The organism is Cellulophaga sp. RHA_52 (genome assembly GCF_007827205.1).
Taxonomy (GTDB): domain Bacteria; phylum Bacteroidota; class Bacteroidia; order Flavobacteriales; family Flavobacteriaceae; genus Cellulophaga; species Cellulophaga lytica.
In genome coordinates this window covers 3248460-3269918 of record NZ_VIRZ01000001.1, presented here as the reverse complement: position 1 = coordinate 3269918, position 21459 = coordinate 3248460, and the positions used below count along the sequence as shown (strand labels likewise).

Annotated in this window: 21 protein-coding genes; 8 read left to right on the top strand and 13 right to left on the bottom strand. The window is 32.1% G+C overall.

Annotated features, from left to right (window positions below; all coding sequences use genetic code 11):
- The first annotated feature begins 1 nt into the window (after window position 1).
- The 4 genes from JM80_RS14415 to JM80_RS14400 all read left to right on the top strand — a co-directional run bounded on the left by JM80_RS14415 (window position 2) and on the right by JM80_RS14400 (window position 7121).
- Window positions 2–1144: a formylglycine-generating enzyme family protein gene (locus JM80_RS14415; protein WP_075695414.1), complete on the top strand. Its 1143-nt coding sequence runs from the start codon at window positions 2–4 to the stop codon at window positions 1142–1144.
- Window positions 1145–1255: 111 nt separating this feature from the next.
- Entirely contained in the window at window positions 1256–2215 is a 960-nt protein-coding gene (gene trxB / locus JM80_RS14410) for a thioredoxin-disulfide reductase (protein WP_144710732.1), read from the top strand.
- 290 nt (window positions 2216–2505) lie between these two features.
- Window positions 2506–5628 carry a SusC/RagA family TonB-linked outer membrane protein gene (locus JM80_RS14405; RefSeq protein ID WP_075695415.1) on the top strand — a complete coding sequence of 1041 codons (3123 nt, stop codon included), beginning with the start codon at window positions 2506–2508 and terminating at the stop codon, window positions 5626–5628.
- A gap of 8 nt (window positions 5629–5636) precedes the next feature.
- Window positions 5637–7121 (top strand): SusD/RagB family nutrient-binding outer membrane lipoprotein, encoded by a 1485-nt coding sequence (locus JM80_RS14400; RefSeq protein ID WP_075695416.1) that lies wholly within the window; start codon window positions 5637–5639, stop codon window positions 7119–7121.
- Between the two features lie 10 nt (window positions 7122–7131).
- On the opposite strand, the gene JM80_RS14395 is transcribed toward JM80_RS14400, so the two are convergent.
- From JM80_RS14395 to JM80_RS14375, 5 genes are all read right to left on the bottom strand, one after another.
- The gene (locus JM80_RS14395) at window positions 7132–8178 is read right to left on the bottom strand and encodes an aminotransferase class I/II-fold pyridoxal phosphate-dependent enzyme (RefSeq protein ID WP_144710730.1); all 1047 of its coding nucleotides are present in this window, start codon (window positions 8176–8178) and stop codon (window positions 7132–7134) included.
- Complete coding sequence (locus tag JM80_RS14390; protein ID WP_144710728.1) at window positions 8178–9188, bottom strand: dipeptide epimerase; 1011 nt, start codon at window positions 9186–9188, stop codon at window positions 8178–8180. Before JM80_RS14390 ends, JM80_RS14395 begins: the two co-directional genes overlap by 1 nt.
- Window positions 9189–9280: 92 nt before the next feature.
- Entirely contained in the window at window positions 9281–9997 is a 717-nt protein-coding gene (locus tag JM80_RS14385; protein ID WP_013622061.1) for a head GIN domain-containing protein, read from the bottom strand.
- Window positions 9998–10100: 103 nt separating this feature from the next.
- Window positions 10101–11846, bottom strand: coding sequence for a PspC domain-containing protein (locus JM80_RS14380; protein ID WP_144710726.1), 1746 nt, complete (start codon window positions 11844–11846; stop codon window positions 10101–10103).
- A complete protein-coding gene (locus tag JM80_RS14375; protein WP_013622063.1) occupies window positions 11839–12183 on the bottom strand; it encodes a PadR family transcriptional regulator in 345 nt (114 codons plus the stop codon). The genes JM80_RS14380 and JM80_RS14375 overlap by 8 nt, the downstream gene beginning before the upstream one ends.
- Before the next feature lie 241 nt (window positions 12184–12424).
- Between JM80_RS14375 and JM80_RS14370 the strand changes: the two genes are divergently transcribed.
- Both JM80_RS14370 and JM80_RS14365 read left to right on the top strand, forming a co-directional pair.
- The gene (locus JM80_RS14370; RefSeq protein ID WP_144710724.1) at window positions 12425–12880 is read left to right on the top strand and encodes a DUF4442 domain-containing protein; all 456 of its coding nucleotides are present in this window, start codon (window positions 12425–12427) and stop codon (window positions 12878–12880) included.
- 72 nt (window positions 12881–12952) lie between these two features.
- Window positions 12953–13750 carry a TIGR00266 family protein gene (locus tag JM80_RS14365; protein WP_075695420.1) on the top strand — a complete coding sequence of 266 codons (798 nt, stop codon included), beginning with the start codon at window positions 12953–12955 and terminating at the stop codon, window positions 13748–13750.
- A 37-nt stretch (window positions 13751–13787) separates the two neighbouring features.
- On the opposite strand, the gene JM80_RS16480 is transcribed toward JM80_RS14365, so the two are convergent.
- Window positions 13788–13952, bottom strand: a complete 165-nt coding sequence (locus tag JM80_RS16480) for a hypothetical protein (RefSeq protein WP_186439773.1) — start codon at window positions 13950–13952, stop codon at window positions 13788–13790.
- A 251-nt stretch (window positions 13953–14203) separates the two neighbouring features.
- A complete protein-coding gene (locus tag JM80_RS14360) occupies window positions 14204–15439 on the bottom strand; it encodes a D-alanyl-D-alanine carboxypeptidase (RefSeq protein ID WP_370511836.1) in 1236 nt (411 codons plus the stop codon).
- 165 nt (window positions 15440–15604) lie between these two features.
- Between JM80_RS14360 and JM80_RS14355 the strand changes: the two genes are divergently transcribed.
- Window positions 15605–15802: a hypothetical protein gene (locus JM80_RS14355; RefSeq protein WP_013622067.1), complete on the top strand. Its 198-nt coding sequence runs from the start codon at window positions 15605–15607 to the stop codon at window positions 15800–15802.
- 56 nt (window positions 15803–15858) lie between these two features.
- Here the strand turns inward: JM80_RS14355 and JM80_RS14350 are convergent, their stop codons facing one another.
- Window positions 15859–16800: a LysR substrate-binding domain-containing protein gene (locus tag JM80_RS14350; RefSeq protein ID WP_013622068.1), complete on the bottom strand. Its 942-nt coding sequence runs from the start codon at window positions 16798–16800 to the stop codon at window positions 15859–15861.
- A 106-nt stretch (window positions 16801–16906) separates the two neighbouring features.
- Between JM80_RS14350 and JM80_RS14345 the strand changes: the two genes are divergently transcribed.
- Entirely contained in the window at window positions 16907–17380 is a 474-nt protein-coding gene (locus tag JM80_RS14345) for a Dps family protein (protein ID WP_013622069.1), read from the top strand.
- Between the two features lie 77 nt (window positions 17381–17457).
- Here JM80_RS14345 and JM80_RS14340 read toward each other — a convergent pair whose 3' ends face one another.
- From JM80_RS14340 to rluF, 5 genes are all read right to left on the bottom strand, one after another.
- Window positions 17458–17880, bottom strand: coding sequence for a DUF2141 domain-containing protein (locus JM80_RS14340; RefSeq protein WP_075695422.1), 423 nt, complete (start codon window positions 17878–17880; stop codon window positions 17458–17460).
- A 289-nt stretch (window positions 17881–18169) separates the two neighbouring features.
- Window positions 18170–19000, bottom strand: coding sequence for a metallophosphoesterase (locus tag JM80_RS14335; protein ID WP_038506409.1), 831 nt, complete (start codon window positions 18998–19000; stop codon window positions 18170–18172).
- Window positions 19001–19123: 123 nt separating this feature from the next.
- Window positions 19124–19720: an FMN-binding negative transcriptional regulator gene (locus JM80_RS14330; protein ID WP_034644421.1), complete on the bottom strand. Its 597-nt coding sequence runs from the start codon at window positions 19718–19720 to the stop codon at window positions 19124–19126.
- Window positions 19721–20560 (bottom strand): endonuclease/exonuclease/phosphatase family protein, encoded by an 840-nt coding sequence (locus JM80_RS14325; RefSeq protein WP_144710720.1) that lies wholly within the window; start codon window positions 20558–20560, stop codon window positions 19721–19723.
- The gene (gene rluF / locus JM80_RS14320; protein ID WP_034644418.1) at window positions 20553–21290 is read right to left on the bottom strand and encodes a 23S rRNA pseudouridine(2604) synthase RluF; all 738 of its coding nucleotides are present in this window, start codon (window positions 21288–21290) and stop codon (window positions 20553–20555) included. The genes JM80_RS14325 and rluF overlap by 8 nt, the downstream gene beginning before the upstream one ends.
- Window positions 21291–21459 lie beyond the last annotated feature (169 nt).

The following is a 21459-nucleotide window of genomic DNA, read 5'->3' as shown; positions in this document are numbered from 1 at the left end:
TATGAAACTCAAAAAACGAATTCCAAATTACCTTATTTTGTGCGTAATAGTACTACTGTGTATACAGTGTAAAGATGCGGCAAAGGAAAATAAAACTACACAAGAAAGCCCAAAAGTTACTGTAGATACCAAGACTAAAAAAGATACAACATATACCTTGTTAGTTAAAAAACCTAAAGATGTAAAAGTACCTGATGGTATGGTGTGGATTCCTGGAGGAGAGTTTATACAGGGTGCAGTGCCACAAGATAAAATGGCTATGCAACATGAGAAACCTGCACACAAGGTTGCTGTAGATGGTTTTTTTATGGATATCACAGAAGTTACAAATGCTCAATTTGCTAAATTTGTTAACCAAACGGGTTACACTACTGTAGCAGAAAGAGCAATAGACTGGGAAGAGATGAAAAAGCAAGTTCCTGAAGGTACTCCAAAACCGCACGACTCTATATTACAGCCAGGTTCTTTAACATTTAAAAAAACAAAAACATCTGTACCTAATTTATTTGATTTTTCTCAATGGTGGCATTGGACAATAGGGGCAAACTGGAAACATCCAAATGGGCCTGGTAGTTCTATAAAAGGATTAGATAACCACCCTGTAGTACAAATTTGTTATGAAGATGCAATGGCCTACTGTAATTGGGCTAACAGAAGGTTGCCAACAGAAGCAGAATGGGAGTATGCCGCTAATGGAGGCAAATCTGGCACTATATTTTTTTGGGGAGATGATAGATCTGTTTTGTCTAAAAATGCAAATAGCTGGGAGGGTGAGTTTCCTGTAGAAAATAGCAAAAAAGATGGGTTTGAAAAAAGGGCTCCGGTTAAAAGTTACCAACCTAACGGATATGGATTGTATGATATGGCAGGTAATGTTTGGGAGTGGACCAGTGATTGGTACAATGTTAATTACTATAAAGAGTTAGCTGCAACTACTACCAAAAAAAATCCGCTTGGTGCAACTGATGCATACAATCCTCAAAACCTTTATATTAAAGAAAAAGTTATAAAAGGAGGTTCATTTTTGTGTAGTGATAGTTATTGTGCTAGTTATAGAATTTCAGCTCGTATGGGATCTAGCGTAGACTCTTCTGCAGAACACACTGGTTTTAGAACAGTTGCTACGGTAAAAATGTTAAAATAAAGTCAAATTATATATGACTATGACTCTATTGTAACAATTTATGATAATAAGCTTTTCAGTTTGTATAAAAAAATTACATTTGTGTTCTAAACTAAACTTTGAACTAATATTATGTCAGATACAATAGAAAGAATTAAATGTCTTATTATAGGCTCTGGACCAGCAGGATATACAGCAGCAATTTATGCTTCTAGAGCAGATCTAAAGCCAGTAATGTACACAGGTATGGAGCCGGGCGGACAATTAACAACTACTACAGAAGTAGATAATTTTCCAGGGTATCCAGAAGGTATAGATGGGCCAACAATGATGACGCAATTGCAAGCGCAAGCAGAACGTTTTGGTACAGAAGTAAGAATAGGTATGGTTACAGCGGTAGAGTTTAATGAAACTGTTGGTGGTATACATAAAGTAACTGTAGATAACTCTAAAACTATAGAGGCAGAAACAGTTATTATTTCTACAGGTGCAACAGCAAAATATTTAGGATTAGAGAGTGAGAAACGTTTACGTGGAGGTGGTGTATCTGCATGTGCTGTTTGTGATGGCTTCTTTTACAAAGGGCAAGATGTAGCTATTGTTGGGGCAGGAGATACGGCTGCAGAGGAGGCATCATACTTAGCTAACATTTGTAACAATGTTACTATGCTTGTTCGTAGAGATGAGATGCGTGCTTCTAAAGCTATGCAACATAGAGTTAATAGTATTTCTAATATTACTGTAAAATATAACACAGAGGTAGATGAAGTATTGGGAGAACAAGTGGTAGAAGGTTTACGTATGGTAAATAACCAAACTCAAGAAAAAGAAGATATAGCTATTACAGGTCTTTTTATTGCCATTGGTCACAAACCAAATACAGACATATTTAAAGGACAATTAGATATGGATGAAACAGGCTATTTAATTACAGAAGGTAAGTCTACAAAAACAAATATACCCGGTGTATTTGCAAGTGGAGATGTACAAGATAAAGAATATAGACAAGCGGTTACTGCTGCGGGTACAGGTTGTATGGCGGCATTAGATGCAGAACGCTATTTAGCTAGCTTAGAGGAGATAGCCCAATAGTCATAATTTTACAAAAAAAAAGAGCTGCAGTAATGCAGCTCTTTTTTTTTGTAAAATTAACACATGTTTACACCTGTATTGCTAAATGTTTATATTGTCATAAACACAATAATTTAGCATATTTTATGATAATTATTTTGATTATTGGGTTTTTTTATAGTGTTTTTGTACGAAAAAACCTGTTTAATTAAGAATTGTTTAATATTAAGGAGTTTATTAATTTGATTTATTGATTTTTTTATTGACTTTAGTTTATCCTAACTAATTTATTAATCAAAAACTCAATTTTTATGAAAAACACATTAGTATTACTCTTTAGTGTGCTTTTTACAACCATTGCTTATTCTCAACAAATTTCAGGTACTGTTACAGACAGTGAGGGAATTCCGTTATTAGGGGTTACAATAGTTGTAAAAGGTACACAAAATGGAACCACAACAGATTTTGATGGCAAATATATAATTGATGCCAAACAGTCAGATGTATTGAAGTTTTCCTATATAGGAATGTTACCGAAAGAAATAACGGTAGGGGCAACATCTGTAATTAATGTTACTTTAGAAGAAGATGCAAGTCTACTAGATGAAGTTGTTGTAACAGCTTTTGGTGTAGAGAAAAAAGAAAAATCTTTAGGATACTCTGTAACGCAAGTTAAATCTGAAGATTTAAACTTATCCGGACAAGCAAATGCCTTAGAAGCACTGCAAGGTAGGGTGGCAGGTGTACAAATTAATAGAACATCTGGTTCATCTGGTGGTGGTGTAGATATCCTTATTAGAGGGGTTACATCTGTAAATCCAGATCGTAGTAACCAGCCTTTAATTATTGTAGATGGTATCGCGTTAAATAATGATACTTTCTCTGGAAACGTGTCACCTAGTGCAGGGTCTAATTCACCTAGCAGCTCAGAGCAATTTAGTTTTTCTAATAGAGCAGGGGATATTAACCCAGAAGATATAGAAAGTTACAATGTATTAAAAGGAGCTGCCGCAACAGCACTTTATGGTGTAAGGGCTGCAAACGGAGCAATTGTAATTACTACAAAAAAAGGAAAAAAAGGAAAAGCAAAAATTAACTTTACAGCTTCTACAACCTTTAGAAATTTAGAAAAAACTCCAAATTTGCAAGAAACCTATAGAGAAGGATTTAGCGGAGCGCCTAGAACTTTATATGATCCAGATTCAGATACTGGTTTTAATAGAGTTCAAAACGCAACTTCGTTTTATTCTTGGGGACCTAAGTATACGGAAGACTCATATACACTAGAGTCAGGTGAAATAGTAGATTTATCTAACGATCAGTTTTACAGTCCGTATGATTTATTTAAAACAGGGGTAAATACTCAGGTTAATTTAAACATTAGTGGAGCAACAGATAAAATGGATTATTTCTTTTCTGTAGGTAACAACAGTGAAGAAGGTATATTACCAGGAACCTATTATGATAAAACAAATTTTAGACTTAAAAGTGGGTATCAAGTTACAGACAATTTTAGTATAAATACATCTATATCTTACTCTAAATCTGGCGGTAACAGAGGAAACTCAGGAGATAAGTCTGTTATGAGTTCTTTATCCTATTACTCTGGTACATTTCCTATAAATGATTACCAAAATCCAGATGGTACGCAACGTAACTATACATTTGGAATCATAGATAATCCAAGGTATTTTATAGAAAAAAGTAGCTTATATGATGATGTAAATCGTTGGGTTGGTAATGCAATATTTAAGTATTCACCTAAAGATTGGTTAAATATTACGTATTCTGCGCAGGTAGATAATTATTCAGATCAGAGAAACCGTTTTGTTCCAGCAGATTTAGATGTTGGTACACAAGTAGGTGGTTTTATTGTAAATCAGAATATAAATTTTACAGCACTAGAATCTAACTTTTTAGTTGCAATGAACAAAGATTGGTCTGATGATTTTAGAACAGATCTTACTTTAGGTCATCAAGTATCAGATACTAAAAGAGATTATGCAGATGTAAGAGGAGAAACATTAAATGTACCAGGCATAAATGAACTTGGTAATACTATAAATACTTTTGCTAATGAGAGTGTTACTCAGTTACGTAATGTTGGTGTATTTGGAGAACTTAAACTGAGTTATTTAGATAAGTTATTTTTAACAGTTACAGGTCGTAATGATTGGGTTTCTACCTTGCCAAAAGATAATAGATCTTTCTTTTATCCTTCAGTAAGTTTAGCTTATGATATTTCTGATGTTTTTGGAGATAATGATGTGTTTACTTTTGGTAAACTTAGAGCATCATGGGCTGAAGTAGGTAAAGGGCCATTATTTGGTCAAGTGGGTCATTATTTTGTGGTAGACGGAGACTTCCCTTTTGGAGGAGCGGGTGGTTACAGATCTAGTACAGCTTTAGGAGATTTAGATATTGTCCCAGAAAGAAATCAATCTACAGAAATAGGAGCAGATTTAAGGTTTTTGAAAAACCGTATACGCTTAGACTATGCATATTATAAAACCAGAGTTAAGGATCAAATTTTTGGCGTAGGAACAGCGTATTCTTCAGGTATATCTAGAATTGTTAGAAACGCAGGTGATTTTGAAGTGTTTGGACACGAATTTTTATTAAGTGCAGATATTATAAAATCTAAAGATTTTAACTGGGAAGTAGTTTTAAATTGGTCTACTAGTGAAGGAAAAGTATTAGATATACCAGATGATATAGAAAGCATAATTTTTGCAGATTCTGGTTTTGCAGGTGTAACATCAGAAATTAGAGAAGGTGATAAAATGGGTTCTTTATACGGATGGAAATGGCGTTATGAAAACGGTGAGCGTTATATTGATGCTAATGGTAAACCAGAAATAGACTTCACAGAACGCCAAAAAGTAGGTAATGCTTTTCCAGACTATATTACATCTTTAGCTAATAGTTTTAAATGGAAAAATTTAGGGTTTAACTTTTTGTTAGAATATAAAAAAGGAGGAGATATTTATGACGCAGGAAGAAGAAACTCTATTAGAAATGGTATACTTGAAGTTACAGAATTTAGAGACGAAACCACTGTTCTAAGTGGAGTTATGGATGATGGAAATGGTGGCTTTATACCAAACACAACAGAGGTTTTAATAGATCAAAACTACTATCGTAGTTCTACAGATTACAACAGAGCTTCAGAAATTTTAGTACAAGATGCATCTTGGGTAAAGTTCAGAAATATTGGGGTAACATATGATTTGCCATTAAAATTTATAGAAAAAATACATTTAGATAGATTTTCTGTGACTGCTAGTGCCCAAAATATTTTAGTATGGACACCTTATGATGGGTATGACCCAGAAGGAAACCAATACAGTGCAGGTAGTAATGTATATGGTTTCACAGGTCTAAATATTCCTTTGTCTCAAAGTTATAGTTTTGGTATTAATGTAGGATTTTAAAAATAGATATGATGAGAAAATATATATATAAAATAATAATATTATCGCTATTTATAACTGTATTTACAGCTTGTAGTGATGATTATTTTGATGTGAATACGCCTTCTAATACAGCTAAATTAGATCAGTTGCGTATGCAAGACTTGTTAGCTCCAGTTATACATAGTACAATGGAAGGGCAACGCTCTGCCGAATTATCTTTTGGAAATTATGTGCAAAACTTTGTTTTTCAGGGTGGAGGTGCAGCAGGACAAACAACAGCTAGTGGTTTATGGACACAAGTATACTTGTATATTTTGCCAAACATAGACGCTATTAATGAAAAAGCAGTAGAAAATGGTGCAGTACATTATAAAGCTGTTGCAGATATATTAACTGCTATAAATTTAGGTATTGCTACAGATACTTGGGATAATATTCCGTATTCTGATGCTACAGATGGTCCTGATAATAATTTTCCTGCTTTTGATACACAAGAGCAAATTTATGCAAGTATATTTTCATTATTAGATAACGCAATTAATGCTTTAGAAGGTCCAGATGATTCTGGTTTTACATTAGGTAGTGAAGATTTAATATATGGAGGTGATACCGATAAGTGGTTAAGAGCGGCATATACAATTAAGGCTCGTTATCAATTACATTTGGTACAAAAAGGAGAAACAACAGCTGCAGATGTTTTAACAACCATTGCTAATGGCTTTACTTCTTCAGAAGATGATTTTTTAATGTATTATGATGATAAAAATATAAACCCATGGTATTCTGCAGAGGTTTTAGCTAAAAATACAGGAAATGCTCATAATGATATTGCCAGTCAGTTGGTTAGTTCTATGAATGGAGATTACTTTCCTTTTGAGAGTGGTACAGTTAGTATTGACCCAAGATTGCCAATTTTTGCAGATAATGGAGGAGAAGCAGAATGGAAAGGTTATGTTAGTGGTAGTGTTGGCTTAGCTCCAGATGGTACAGATGCAAATACAGGTTTTGCTGTAGATGGCTTTTACACTAGTATAGATGCTCCTTTAATGCTTATAAGCTACGCAGAGGCTATGTTTATAAAAGCTGAAGCTGCTTTTTTAGCTAATGGAGGTAATGCTACAAGTATTGGTACAACAACAGATGCCTATAACGCATATTTAGATGGTATAACTGCTAGTATGCAAATGTATGGTGTAGATGGTACAGATTATTTGGCAGATACGGCTATTAATGTTGGCGAAAGCAATTTAATGTTACAACATATAATGAAAGAGAAGTATATACATAATTTTTTAAACCCAGAAACTTTTGTAGATTTTAGACGCTATAATTTTTCTGATGAGGTTTTTAAAGGGTTAACTATTAGAGAAGAAGAAGCTAGTGATGATAACGAATATTTTGGCCAATGGTTTAGAAGGGCAGAATACCCATCTTCTGAAGTTAATAGAAATGAAGAAAACGTATTGTTAAACCAACAAACACCGGTTACTCCTGTTTGGTGGGATAACTAAATAACTAAACTTAATTATTAAAAAGGGTATTAATAAGTGTAACAATCTTATTAATATCCTTTTTTTTATGATGTGCACTTAGTACAATTCGGCTCATTGTTGGCGAGTCTTTTTCTGGGTAATTAAAGCTTGTAACTATAATATTATGTTTTTTTAAATAGGCTGTTATTTTTTGATCAGTATACGTAAAAGCTGCATGGTTTGGCATATAACTAAACAAGTTTTTGTTATTTAAACCGTTTAAAAAAAGCTGTATATTATTCTGTAATTTTTGTTGTCTTTTTTTATAAATAGTTTGTGCGGATAATAGCGTGGCAATATTTGCAGGTGTAGCAGGACTAGCACCTCCAAAAAAAGCAGTGGTTTTTAGTTCTTTTATTCTTTTTGCTGTGCTAAAAATAGCTCCTGCTTGCACAGCAAAACCTTTACCAAGTGAACTACATACTATAAGTTCTTTTACACCTAAATTATTTAGTTGTGCATAACAACCTTTGCCATTATTTAAAGGTAGACCAAGTGTGTGTGAGTCATCTGCAACAACAATTATATTTTGCAATGGTAATTGCTGCAACCCTTTAAAATATGGGTAGTTTAAGCCATAAAAATCCAAACTATCTAAAAAAACTACGGGAGTAGTATTAGATTTTTTAATATGATTTTCTACTGCAGTAACTAAATCACTATAACTTGCATAATTGCTAGAGTTGTTTTGATGTAGGGCGGTGTGAGAATTTGGTGCATAAAATAAACTATGTCCTTTTGCTTTAAAGTAATTGCAAACTAACTGCCCTGCTAAATAGCCAGAAGAAACAGTTACACAAGCTTCACTTTGTACAAGTTTAGCAAGGTAATTTTCTGTTTTTTTATAGATATCAATTTTAATATTAGATTTTCTAGACGCTCCATAATTGGTACCATACTTTTTAATGTTTTTTAAGTATGTTTTTAAAAATTTTTTATGCTTTTGAAGCCCTAAATAAGCAGTTCCGCCAAAATATAATTTTTTAGAACCATCTACATTAATTTTTCTACCAGGAAATGTAGTAACGTATGTCATTATAATAATGTAATACCAGAACCTCCTGTATTAGGAAAAATTAAGTTTCCGTTTGGTTCTATTTTTATCCCTTTTGCAATGTCTTTACTCAAAAGCATAGCACCATCCATATCTACATAATCTAATTGTGGTGTTAGTTGTGCTATTGCAGAAATACCAACAGATGACTCTGTCATACAACCAACCATAACTTTTAACCCAAGTTCTTTTCCTTTTTTTATCATTCTAAGTGCAGGGGTTAATCCGCCACATTTGGTTAGTTTTATGTTTATACCATTAAAATGGTAACCACATTGCTCTACGTCAGATTCTACAATACAGCTTTCATCAGCAATAACGGGCAATACACTAGCGTGCATTACTTGTTCCATACCCGTCCAATCATCAGCTTTTAAGGGTTGCTCCAAAAACTCTACACCTAATTTTTTAAGTTCTGGTGCGTAACTTATGGTTTCTTCTGCAGTCCATGCGCAATTAGCATCTATCCTAAAAATGGCATCAGAGTATTTTCTTAGCTCTTTTACAATGGCAACATCTTGGTCTGTGCCTAGTTTTATTTTGTAAATAGGCCAAGGCTGTTCTTTCATTTTTACAACCATATTATCTATACTATCTATACCAATAGTAAAATTTGTAATAGGGTAGGAGCTATTATCTGTATTCCATATTTTATACAAAGGCTTGTTTAAAATTTTACCATACAAATCGTGTGCAGCTAAATCTAGTGCACAAATAGCAAAGTTGCTTAAGTGTTTTTTATTTAAAAATTGATTAAAATCTTCAGGCGTGGTAAAAGTATAGTTCTCTATTTCTGTTCGTATGCTTTCAATTTCTTGTTGCATACTCTCAAAAGTAATTTTGTAGTACGGGTTTGCTGTAGCTTCACCATAACCAACTTTATCATTTAAACCAAGACTTACCACCATACTGTCTTGAAAATTATGAGACTCTCTAGAAATACTAAATGTATGCTTTAGGGGAAGAACATACTTTGTTAAGGTTAAATTCATATCAATATTTAAATTTATACTAATATAACAAGGTCAACCTTGTAAACAAAACAAGATTGACCTTAATAAAACGCTTTTAACATTTAATTTTTTTATCTCTTTTTTACGCTGCCAGATGAAGATTTATTCTTTTTAACTGTAGCAGTACCACTGTACTTAATATCTGCACCACTACTTGCATCTGCTATTAAAGAGTCAGACACATCTACACTAATATCTGCGCCGCTACTAGCATCCGCATCACAGGTTTTTGTTTTTAGTTCATAAGCATCAATATCAGACCCGCTACTAGCATTTACAGTTAGGTTGTTTGTTTTACCACTTAACTTAATATCTGCTCCACTGCTACAATCAGCATTTACAGAGTTAGCAACTAAAGCAATTTGTATATCTGCACCGCTACTGGCATTTAAATCTATTTCATTAGTCTCTATCTGAGATTCTGAAATTAATTCTGCTCCACTAGAGCTGTATAGTGCAGTAACTACAGGTAATGTAACGTGTACGTTTTTTGTAGCTCTGCCAATATTTTCTATAGCGTGTATTTTAAGTTTACCGTCTTTAATATCTGTACCAATAAGGTCTATAACATTTTCATCTGCCTCTACACGTATACTAAATTCTTTAGCTTGTGTAACATATACATTAATACCTTCTGATGCAGAAATACGCTCAAAACTTGTTGCTACATCTCTGCTTTGCTCTGTTAATACTCCGTTTCCTTTTTTGCCGCTTCCTATGTTAAACGAACAAGAAGTAAATAGTAAACTTAATACTACTGCAATTGTAATTTTAGATAGTGTTGCCATAATTGTTGTTTTTTGTTAATTGTGATGTAAAAGTCTATAAATGTTTGTGGTGAAACTAAATTTAAAGACTGAATTGTTGTTTTTTAGAACTGAATTGTAAGTTTTAATTGTTTGAAGATTCTATACGTGCACCGTTTTCATCTATTTTAATATTTAAAGAGTTTTCGTTTGCATTAATTTTAATGTTTACACCTTCTTCATCTAATATTAACTCTGAATTTTTATTGCTGTTTTCGTCATCATCATCTTCATTATTATCTTCATCAATTTCGTCATTAATACAGTCTAGGCACTCTAAAACACCTTGCTTGTTCATACGCCAAGTATAATTTTTAACATCAGACCTGTATATTTCTTCTTTGTATGATGTATGCCATCCTATTCTGTTTGTATCTGTATTAAAATCAAACTTAACAATAACATTTTTAGGAATGTAAAGGGTAATGTTTACCTCCTGATCTCTAAATTTACCATTAGGATCTAGTGATAAAAAGTTATCTAGAATTACTCTATTTTCTAAAACTTGATAATTATACTCTATAGTTTTTGCTCTTTCTCTTGCTTCATCAAAAGAACTACCCTGAGATACTTTTTGTATTTTAATTTTTGCAATGTCAGTATCAGACCTTACAATGTCAAACCTAAAATCATTATCTAATAAAAGCTTTTTACCATTTTCATCTGTAGTAAATGTCATTCCGTTAATTCTAAAATTCTCTGGTCTGTCATAATTTTTACTACTTCTGGTGCCAATGTAAATAGTGTCTAGAGGCTTTGTAAAATTTAATTGCTCTGTTTTATTAATACTACCTTTATACATATTTGCGGTAGCTTGTTTTATGGTAATAATTGTTAAGCCAATAATAACGGCAAGCCAAACACCAAGTAACGTTAATTTGGCAATTGTACCAATAGATTTAAGGTTAGATACTACAATTTTTAATCCTAAATAAAGTAAAAAGAAAAATGGAATTGCTATAGCAAAAAATACAAGCATAGAAATTAACCAAATTGGCGAATTAGAGGTGTTTATTAGGTTATAAAGAGGTGTGTTGTTAACTACAAAAGCATCTGAAAAACCTGCTATAAAAAGCCCAATAAATGTACCTATAACTACAGATCCGCCAACTAAAATTAAAAACAACCCTATGACTTTACCTATGCTTTTAAAAATAAAGCTAAAAAACGTGCCAATGGCATCAAAAAAAGTTTGTATGCCAGACTTAATTTTGTGATTGGCCTTGTTGTAATCTGCATTTTTTACTTTATTAGTTACGGTATCAAAACTTTCTTTAACGGTACGTTCTATATTACTAATATTTATAGACTCGCCACGCATATCTAATTTTTGCGAGGTTGTTTTAGCTTCTGGAATTAAAAATAATAGTAATATATATATTACAATAAAACCACTAAAAGTAGCTAAAGTAAGCACTACCCAAAGTAGACGAACCCACCAAGGGTTAATACCTAAATAATGTGCCATACCAGCAGATATACCACCAATATACTTATTGTCTGTATCTCTGTAAAGCTTTTTGGTTCTAGATTTTGATGTAGGCTCTTCGTCTTCAAAAATTTCTTCATCTACACGGTAATCTTCAGGTTGCCCCATAACAGCAATAACATCTTCTACATCTGTTTTAGTAATTACTTGCTGTTCGTTTTTAATTTTTTCCTGAAAAAGTTCTGCTATTCTTGCTTCTATGTCAGAAATAATTTCATCACTACCTGGGCCATTGTTTAAAGATTGTTTTATAGCTTTTAAATAGGTGTCTAGTTTACGATAAGCATCTTCGTCTATATGAAAGAATAAGTTAGCCAAGTTTATATTTATAGTCTTATTCATTGTTCGTTTTTTTTGAGTTGGTAACTAGGTTTACGGCATTTCTGAGCTCGTCCCAGGTGGTGTTTAATTCGGTTAAAAATTCTTCTCCTGTTTTTGTAAGGGCGTAGTATTTTCTTGGAGGTCCAGAGGTAGACTCTTCCCAACGATACGTAAGTAAACCAGCGTTTTTTAGTCTTGTTAATAATGGGTAAATAGTGCCTTCTACAACTAGCATTTTGGCATCTTTTAACGTAGAAAGAATTTCAGAGGTATATTTGTCTTCTCCCTTTAATATAGAAAGAATGCAATACTCTAAAACACCTTTGCGCATTTGTGCCTTTGTGTTTTCTATCTTCATAGTTTAGATATTCTTTTAAAACCCGTATAAGAAGCGGGTTGTTTTTGATTTGATGAACAAACTCCGTTGAATTATTTTTTACAGAATTGATTAGATTCTATAACTCTAACTTGTTAGTTTCTTATGCAAATATATATCTTTAAAAAGGTATTATGCAAAACATAGTACTAAAAATTAACTTTAATTTAACATTTACAAATTCAACTATTTTCAATACTTTTATAAAAATTATAAAAATAGAATGGCAAAAAGCACATTAAAATACAACGTATTTAATTTTTTTAAGTTACCATCTGCTTGGTGGTGCGGAGTACGTTTAAAGCATATTGATGAAAAAAAAGCAGTAGTTACTGTAAAGCATAGATGGTTTAACCAAAACCCATTTAACTCTATGTTTTGGGCAGTACAAGGTATGGCGGCAGAGTATGCAACAGGAATAATGGTTATAGACCAAATTGAAAAAAGTGGTAGAAAAATATCTATGCTTGTAGCAAGCAATAATGCAACTTTTACAAAAAAAGCTACAGGTAGAATTACTTTTACTTGTAAAGATGGCCACTTAATTGAAGATGCAATTAAAAAAACTATTGCAACAGGAGAAGGGCAAATATTTACAATGAAATCTGTTGGTGTTAATACAGATGGAGTGGTGGTTTCTACTTTTAATTTTGACTGGACAGTGCGTTTAAAGAAATAATTTTTTTTAAAATATGTAACATTCTCTTTTTTGTTGCTACCTATTAGTGTCAATCAAAATCAAAATATAAAAATGAATGCACACGAAATAGATTACCATATTTATGGAGAAGAAATGCAGTATGTAGAAATAGAATTAGACCCGCAAGAAGCTGTTGTAGCAGAAGCTGGTAGTTTTATGATGATGGATACTGATATAAAAATGGATACCATTTTTGGAGATGGCTCTAACCAAGATACTAGTGTTTTGGGTAAAATTTTTTCAGCAGGAAAGCGAATGTTAACTGGTGAAAGTTTATTTATGACAGCCTTTTTAAATATTGGAGCAAATAAAAGAAAAGTAAGTTTTGCTTCTCCTTATCCCGGAAAAATATTACCAATAGATTTATCTGAAAAAAATGGAAAATTTATTTGTCAAAAAGATGCTTTCTTGTGCGCAGCTAAGGGAGTGTCTGTTGGTATAGAATTTTCTAGAAAACTTGGTCGTGGTCTTTTTGGCGGCGAAGGTTTTATAATGCAAAAGTTAGAAGGAGACGGAATGGCATTTGTACACGCAGGCGGCACTATGGCTAAAAAAGTATTGGCTGCAGGTGAAGTTTTAAAGGTAGATACAGGTTGTATTGTAGGCTTTTCACAAACCATTAATTATGATGTTGAGTTTGTAGGCGGAATTAAGAATACTGTTTTTGGCGGCGAAGGGTTATTTTTTGCAACACTACGTGGACCAGGTACTGTTTATATACAATCTTTACCATTTAGCAGACTAGCTGGCCGTGTATTAGCTTCGGTTCCTAAAGGAGGAAAAGACAGGGGAGAAGGTAGTTTGTTAGGAGGTTTAGGAGATCTTTTAGATGGTGATAATAGGTTTTAGAACTGGTAATAATCTAAAATAATTACGGATTTATAAATTATAAGAGTTCTAACCAAATAACGGACACAATTGTAAAAAGAAAAGAACCAATTATTAGTTTTTTGTTTACGCTAGGTGTGTTAATTGGAGATAAAAAGAAACCTAAAATACAACCCGTAATAACACCTGCTGCACCTAGCCATATGTATAATAGCTCGGGCATACTATGAGGGTGAGATGGTCCGTTTTTATAAATTTAAAAAACAGTATCACAGAAGCTAATAAGCAACCTGCAATAGTATAAAGGATAAACCCTTTAAGTGTAGATTTACAGATAAATAAAAAAATACTGTTGTCTGCTTTTAGTTTGCTTGTGTTGTTTGTTTTTATCAAGTAAAATATTGTAAGTAGGTAGGCAATACTTATTGTTACTATAATAATCATTTATTTAGTTTTTTGCTTGTGAATACGTAATTAATACGTATCTCTTATTAATTCTAAAACAGTTTGCATTTCTTTTTTTACATCAGAAGTTTTTGTCTTAAAATGGTTGTTCATAAAGCTAAAAATTAATGTTTTACCAGATTTGGTAATTAGGTAGCCACTTAAACTATAGTTGTTACCTAAACTACCAGATTTTGCATAAATGTATGGTGTTGGGTTGCCTTTATACCAGTTTTTTAGGGTTCCAGATTCGCCACCAACAGGAAATAAAGATAACAATCTATTTCTAGGAACCTCATGATACATTTTATTTAATACGTGCACAAAAGATGTTGGTGTAAATAAATTGTATCTAGAGAGTCCAGAGCCATCTACCCAACGTGGTTGCTGTTGCAAATCTGCTAAATCTGTTATTAAAATATGTTTTATTGCCTTGTTTACATTTAAGGTGTCAGACAAAGTACTAGATGCCATAACTAATAATTGTTCAGCTAAAAAATTATCGCTTACATACATCATACGCTGTGCAATACTATCTGTAGCTATACCGTAAAGTGTAGTTTTATCTGCAGTTATTGGGATATTGCTAATGTTTATTTTTTTAGTAGTTACTTTTTCTAATAACGCTTTTGTAAGTGTATTACCAGTTTTAAACGGAATTTCTAAAGTATCATTTAAATTGGGGTTTACATAAAATGTATTTTTTACTAAATCTCTTTTAAAATTAAAAGGTGTAAGCTGTATACTATCATTAAAATACTTAGGGTATGTAGTTAAATATCCTTTTTTATATATACTTAGTACATTACCGTATAAAGGAAAAGCACTACGTTCTGGAGAAAAATAGGTATCAAAATCTTCCCAAGCCCATCCGCCACCAAACTTGTCTGATGTAAAATTGTTTAGGTGTAAAGCAATGTTTTTCTGTTTTTTTAAAAAACGTATAGCTGTGCTATCCTTAAAATAAGGATGTAATGTTATAGGGTTTCCGGTACCTTGTATGTATGTGATATTGTCTTTTATACTATATTTTAATAAAGGGCTATACTCTGGCAGTAATTTTAAGGCAGTATAAAGCGTAAATATTTTTGTATTACTGGCAGGTGTAAAATATTTGGTGCTATTTTTTTCAAAAATAGTTTTGTTGCTCACCGGGTCATAAACTTTTATACCTATAAAGTGATTTTTTAAAAGACTGTTACTAATTATAGTATTAGTGTTTTTTGAAATTTTTTGTTTACTACTAGCACAACCAACCAAAAACATCAAAATTATACAATAAAGAAAACTTCTGTAGTTCTTGTAAAATATGGTATTGTAGGTCATTACGTATTATTTTTTTGGATAACTATGATATTTAACACTTTATTTGGATACTTTTTTCAAGTTTTATCGTTAAATTTATGGAATAATAATTTAATAATTATAAATATGGCAAGAGCAATGTTTGATTACACTAAAACTGTTTTGCAAAAAGTAAGTTTTGATTCTAAGTTGTTTTGCAAAGAGCTAGAAAAAGCAATTTCAAGATTACTGCCTTATGAGGTAGATGAGCTTAAAGTCTGGTTAAATTCTTTTACTACTGATAAACCAGAACTAAGGCAGTGTATGATTTACATCAAAAAATAGTAAATACTTAAAAAGCCACCATTAAGGTGGCTTTTTTTATTTGTTAACCTATGGTTTTATTTGTTATTAACTGGACTAATAATTTTTACATCCTGAAAAGCAATTGCACCACGTACCACACTTGTAATAACATCATGAAGTGCATTGGTAATTTGTATTTTAAGTTCTTTTTTATGGTAAATTAAACTTACTTCTCTTGCAGGAGACGGAGCTTCAAAATGCTTTAAATTTTCTTTCTTTTTGCTATCTAATTCAAGAGTGTTTAAAAAAGGTAATAAAGTCATTCCTAAACCTTCATTAGATAAGTTTATTAAGGTTTCAAAACTTCCACTTTGTAGTCTAAAATGATCTACAACATTATTTTTAGGCGACTTACAAAGGTTTATAACACCGTCTCTAAAGCAATGCCCATCTTGCAATAATAAAACATCATCAATATCTAAATCTTGTGGTGTTAGCTTTTCTATATTAGCTAGCCTGTGTTGTTTAGGTATGTACCCAACAAATGGCTCATAGTACAGCGGCTTTTCTTTTATAAACTCTATTTCTAAAGGAGTAGCAGCTATTGCAGCATCTATTTGCCCGTCTTGTAAATTTCTAATAAGAGTGTCTGTATTTTGTTCTTTAATTACTAAGTTTACCTTAGGAAACTTAGAAATAAATGCCTTTAAAAACATTGGTAGTAGTGTAGGCATAATGGTAGGTATAATACCTAAAACATATTCACCACCTATAAATCCTTTTTCTTGGTCTACAATATCTTTAATACGGTCTGCTTCGTTTACAATATTTTTTGCTTGTTCTACTATTTTTTTTCCAACTTCTGTTATAGAAATTGGTTTTTTACTTCTGTCAAAAATCTGAATGTCTAGCTCATCTTCTAACTTTTGTACCTGCATACTTAAAGTAGGTTGTGTAACAAAGCTTTTTTCTGCGGCAAGCGTAAAGTTTTGGTATTTGGCAACTGCCAATACATACTGTAGTTGAGTTATTGTCATTCTTAATAGGTTAAAGCTATAAAATTATAAAAACAAATGATTTTAATCATCACCAAAAATACTAAATACTTACTAACTTTGTTGTATCACAAAAAGGATAAATATTATGGAATTAAACAGTATAGGATTAGAAGTAGAAAAAGCTAAAGAGCTAAACAGTAAATTAAATGTTTTATTATCTAGTTTTCAGGTTTATTACCAAAATTTAAGAGGTGTTCACTGGAATATTAGAGGTAGACGTTTTTTTGATTTACATATGAAATTTGAGGAGTTATATACAGATGCAAATGAAAAAGTAGATATGATTGCAGAGCGTATTTTAACCCTAGGAGGTAAGCCCTTGCATACATTTGAAGATTATATGTCTATATCTAAATTGCCTGTTGGTAAAAATATATCTGTAGATGTAGAAGCTATAAAATTAATTGTAAACTCTTTGAAAGAGTTATTAGTTATTGAGCGCGATTTATTAGAGCTTTCTGATGATGCTAATGATGAAGGAACAAACTCTTTAATGAGCGATTTTATTGCTGAACAAGAAAAAACAATTTGGATGATGAATGCTTGGTTAGAAGAATAGATGGTTGTAACCAAATTGTACGTAAAAAAGGAGATAAATAATTTTATCTCCTTTTTTTTATTCTTTTTTTATAAATACTAAAACCTAAGTGCAAACTCTAAATCTGTATCTACTACATTAAATTTGGCTTCAGAAAATGTTGGTGGACCGTATGGAGTTGGTGATCCAGAAATGCAATAGCTTTCTTTAGGCATACCATTGGCCTCTCTGTCCATTTTTTTGTTATTGTTTTCATCATGCATTGCTAAAATAGCATACTCACCAGGTTTAACATCTTTAAAAACTATTGTTACCTTGCCATCTTTTATAGTGGTAATTTTGTCTTGCAGTCCTCGTCCTCTCATAAAAGTTTCTGAAGAGTGTAAGCCAGCCATAACTGTGCCGTCATCATTTAAAACGTTGTCTATTGTAACGGTAATTGTAAATGTTTCTGTTTTGGCTTGAGCTGTTGCTATAATGCTTGTAAAAAATAATGCTAAAACTAATCCTAAAGTTCTCATAATGTTTGTGTTTTTATTGTTGATTATGATACAAAGATGAAGCACTACTTCAGTTTTTTAAAATGTAATAAACCCAATTGTAATTTTTTTATACTGAATTGTAGATTGTTTGTTTTAATTGACCAAATATGAAGAATAGAATGTAGAATATAGAGAATAGAATATAGAGAATAGAATTTAGAGGATAGAATATAGAGAATAACTTAAAAGTAGAAAGTCTAAAAAGTTTTGTGTAATGCTATGAAATAAAAAAAACAGGTGTTGTGGGGAGGAAAATGAAAACCTATTTTTAATCTAAAAAAGAACGGTTGTAGCTAAACGGATTGCTTTTGTTTGGATCTACGGTTACTTCTACAGCTCTGTGTCCGCCATCTATTTGTACGCGTGTAATATTTTTTTCTGGCCAAGGTTTGTTGGTAAACCAAACGTGTCCGTCTCCTTGCAAATAAAGTATAGGTTTGTTAAACTCAGCTGCACTGCTTCTAAATACATTAGTAAAAGTATTAAACTTTGTTGCGTCTCCTTCAGTAATATTTGCGTGTCCAAAAACAACAACAGCATTTACATTGTCTTTTTCTGCTTGCAGGTGTTGTTGCACCCAATTTGCATCATCTGTTAACCTTGTTTCCCATTCGGTTTGGTTGTGCACATTACTACCTACTATATTAATACCTAAAAAAAGAACTTTATTCTGTATCCAACTAAAATTTTCTGGGCGTTTTTGTTGGTAGGTAATAGTAGGGCTAAAGCTCCAGTTTGTATTAAATTTTAAAAAGTGTTTGTTCCAATAGGCTAAACCTTGTTCTGGGTTTGTACAGTCGTTATATTCATTATCACCTAAAACAATAAAAGTAGGGGCAGTAAATTGCTTTAAAAGGTTGCTTACATCTACATACACATCTTCTGTACAAGCCTCTGCGCCTGGCTTTATATCTCCAACGTGAATTACAAAACTAGATTTAGCTTTTGCATTATGTGCTGCAATTACTTTGGGTAAAGAATCTCTTTGAAAATCATTATAAGGTACATCACCAATAGCAGTAAAAATAACTGGTTCTATAGTTTTTGGGTCTTCATTTGGTTCACTACTATCATTGTTAGAGTCACTAGCGCAAGACATAGTTTGTGTTGCTAAAAATACAAATACTACGAGTTTAAATAATAAAGGTTGGCGGTTAATGATTATCATACTTAAAAATACAAAATAAAATGGTAGTTGCTTGACTTACAGTAAGAACCCGTATTATTTTTTCATATGTTTAGCAATTTCCTTGGCACTTGGATCTCTTTTTTCTAACTCTTCAATTATTTTTGGTTTGTCTTCTTCTCGTGTTTGTGATAGTTTGTACGTTGCTTGTATGTCTGTAATTTCAATCTCAAAAGCAACAATACCATTTACTTGTGCTAATGTACCTTTAGATAGGTTGTTTAAATGTAACGGGCATTCTGATGCTTGCTCGTACTTATCAACCAAATTATGCAATCCTTCCATAGCTGTATCTTTGTCTACAATGGTAATTTTGCCATAAATGTGTACAGCAATGTAGTTCCAGGTAGGTACTTCCTCGTCTTTGTACCATGATGATGATACATAACTATGTGGTCCATTAAAAATACATAGTACTTCTGGTGTTTCTTTAAAATTATGCCATTGCGGATTAGCTTTAGCAATATGCCCTACAAGTATATCCTTACCGTTTTTTGTATGTAACTCTAAAGGTATATGTGTAGCCCAAGGCTTACCATTAGTTTGGTTTACTAAAATGCCAAAACTATTATTTTTAATAAAGTTTTTTACTTCTTCTGTATTATTGTTTTGGTAGCTTGGTGGTATGTACATTTATTCTTTTATTACTGTTGCTAATACGGGTAAATGGTCTGATATGTGTTTGTTGTTATCTAGCCTGTCATCTATAACTTTTACAGATAAAACATTTAGGTTTTTAGCAAAAACATAGTCTATTCTGCGGTCTAAAATACGGTTTGTAAACCCATTAAAAGTACCTTTTGGTCCGTAAGGAGTAGTTAAGCTATTTGTATAACTGTCTGGTATGTAGTTTGTAATTGTAGTAATAGCCTCTGTGGTAGGTGTTACATTAAAATCGCCCATTAAAATAACTGGGTAGTTTTTGGTGTTTAGGTTCTTTATTTTTTCTACAATTAATTTGGCAGAATTTTTACGAGCTTCTACACCAATATGGTCAAAGTGAGCATTAAAAACCCAGTAATACTGTTTTGTTTTTTTATGTTGAAATAGCCCGTAAGTACAAATACGTTCCATTGCAGCATCCCAACCAACAGAAATTTTGTTAGGTGTTGTAGATAGCCAAAATGTATTAGATTTTATAACCTTAAAATTATTTTTATTGTAGTAAATGGCACTGTATTCTCCTTTTTGTTTACCGTCATCTCTACCAACGCCTATGTAATTATAGTTAGGTAAATTAGAGTCTAAATAACTAACCTGGTTATGTAAACCTTCTTGTATGCCTAAAAAAGACGGACTATAATGTTGTATTAGAGCTGCCATTTTAGCTTTACGAAAATTCCAGTTGTTTATGGTATCACTAGTATTGTCATACTTAATATTGTATGTCATTGCTTTTACAGACTGGCACAGAGCTTTTGTAGTAGTAAAAGAAAATATAAGTACTAGTACAATAATAATTCTTTTATTCATCTTTGTAGGTTTTAGCAGAAGTTGATACTAATCTATTAATTTCTTTTAATTCTTCTTTAGTAAACTCACGGTATGTGCCAACAGGCATATCTAAAGAAATGTTCATTATACGCACACGTTTTAGTTTTACAACATTGTATCCTAAATACTCTGTCATTCTCCTAATTTGTCTGTTTAAACCTTGAGTAAGTATAATTCTAAACTCGTATTTACTTAATTTTTCTACTTTACATTTTCTGGTAATAGTATCTAAAATAGGAATACCGTTACTCATTTGGTGTACAAAATCATCTGTAATAATATTGTCTACCTTAACAATGTATTCTTTCTCGTGATGATTTCTAGCGCGTAGAATTTTGTTTACTATGTCACCATCATTAGTTAAAAAAATTAAACCTTCACTAGGTTTATCTAATCTACCAATAGGAAAAATACGCTTAGGGTAATTTATATAGTCTATAATATTATCTTTTTCTACACGTGTATCTGTAGTACAAACAATGCCAACGGGTTTGTTAAATGCTAGGTACACAAAATCTTCTTTAGACTCAGATATTAGCTCTCCATCTACACGTACTTCATCTGTAGGAACAATTTTGGTGCCCATTTCTGGTATTTTTCCGTTAATGGTTACACGCCCTTGGTCTATAAGCTTGTCTGCCGCCCGGCGAGAGCAATAACCAACTTCACTTAGGTATTTGTTAATTCTGGTAGCCTGTATTTCTTTCATTATAATAACTTCTATGGTAGCAAAGATAGTAGATTGTTTTACTTATTACCTCTAAAAGTTATGGGTTTTGTTGCTTATAAAGGGGTACTGCGTTAGTTTTTTACAACTCATCTGCAAATATTTACAATTGGGTTTTAAATTATTTGTGTTAAGGAACTAATACCCCAAC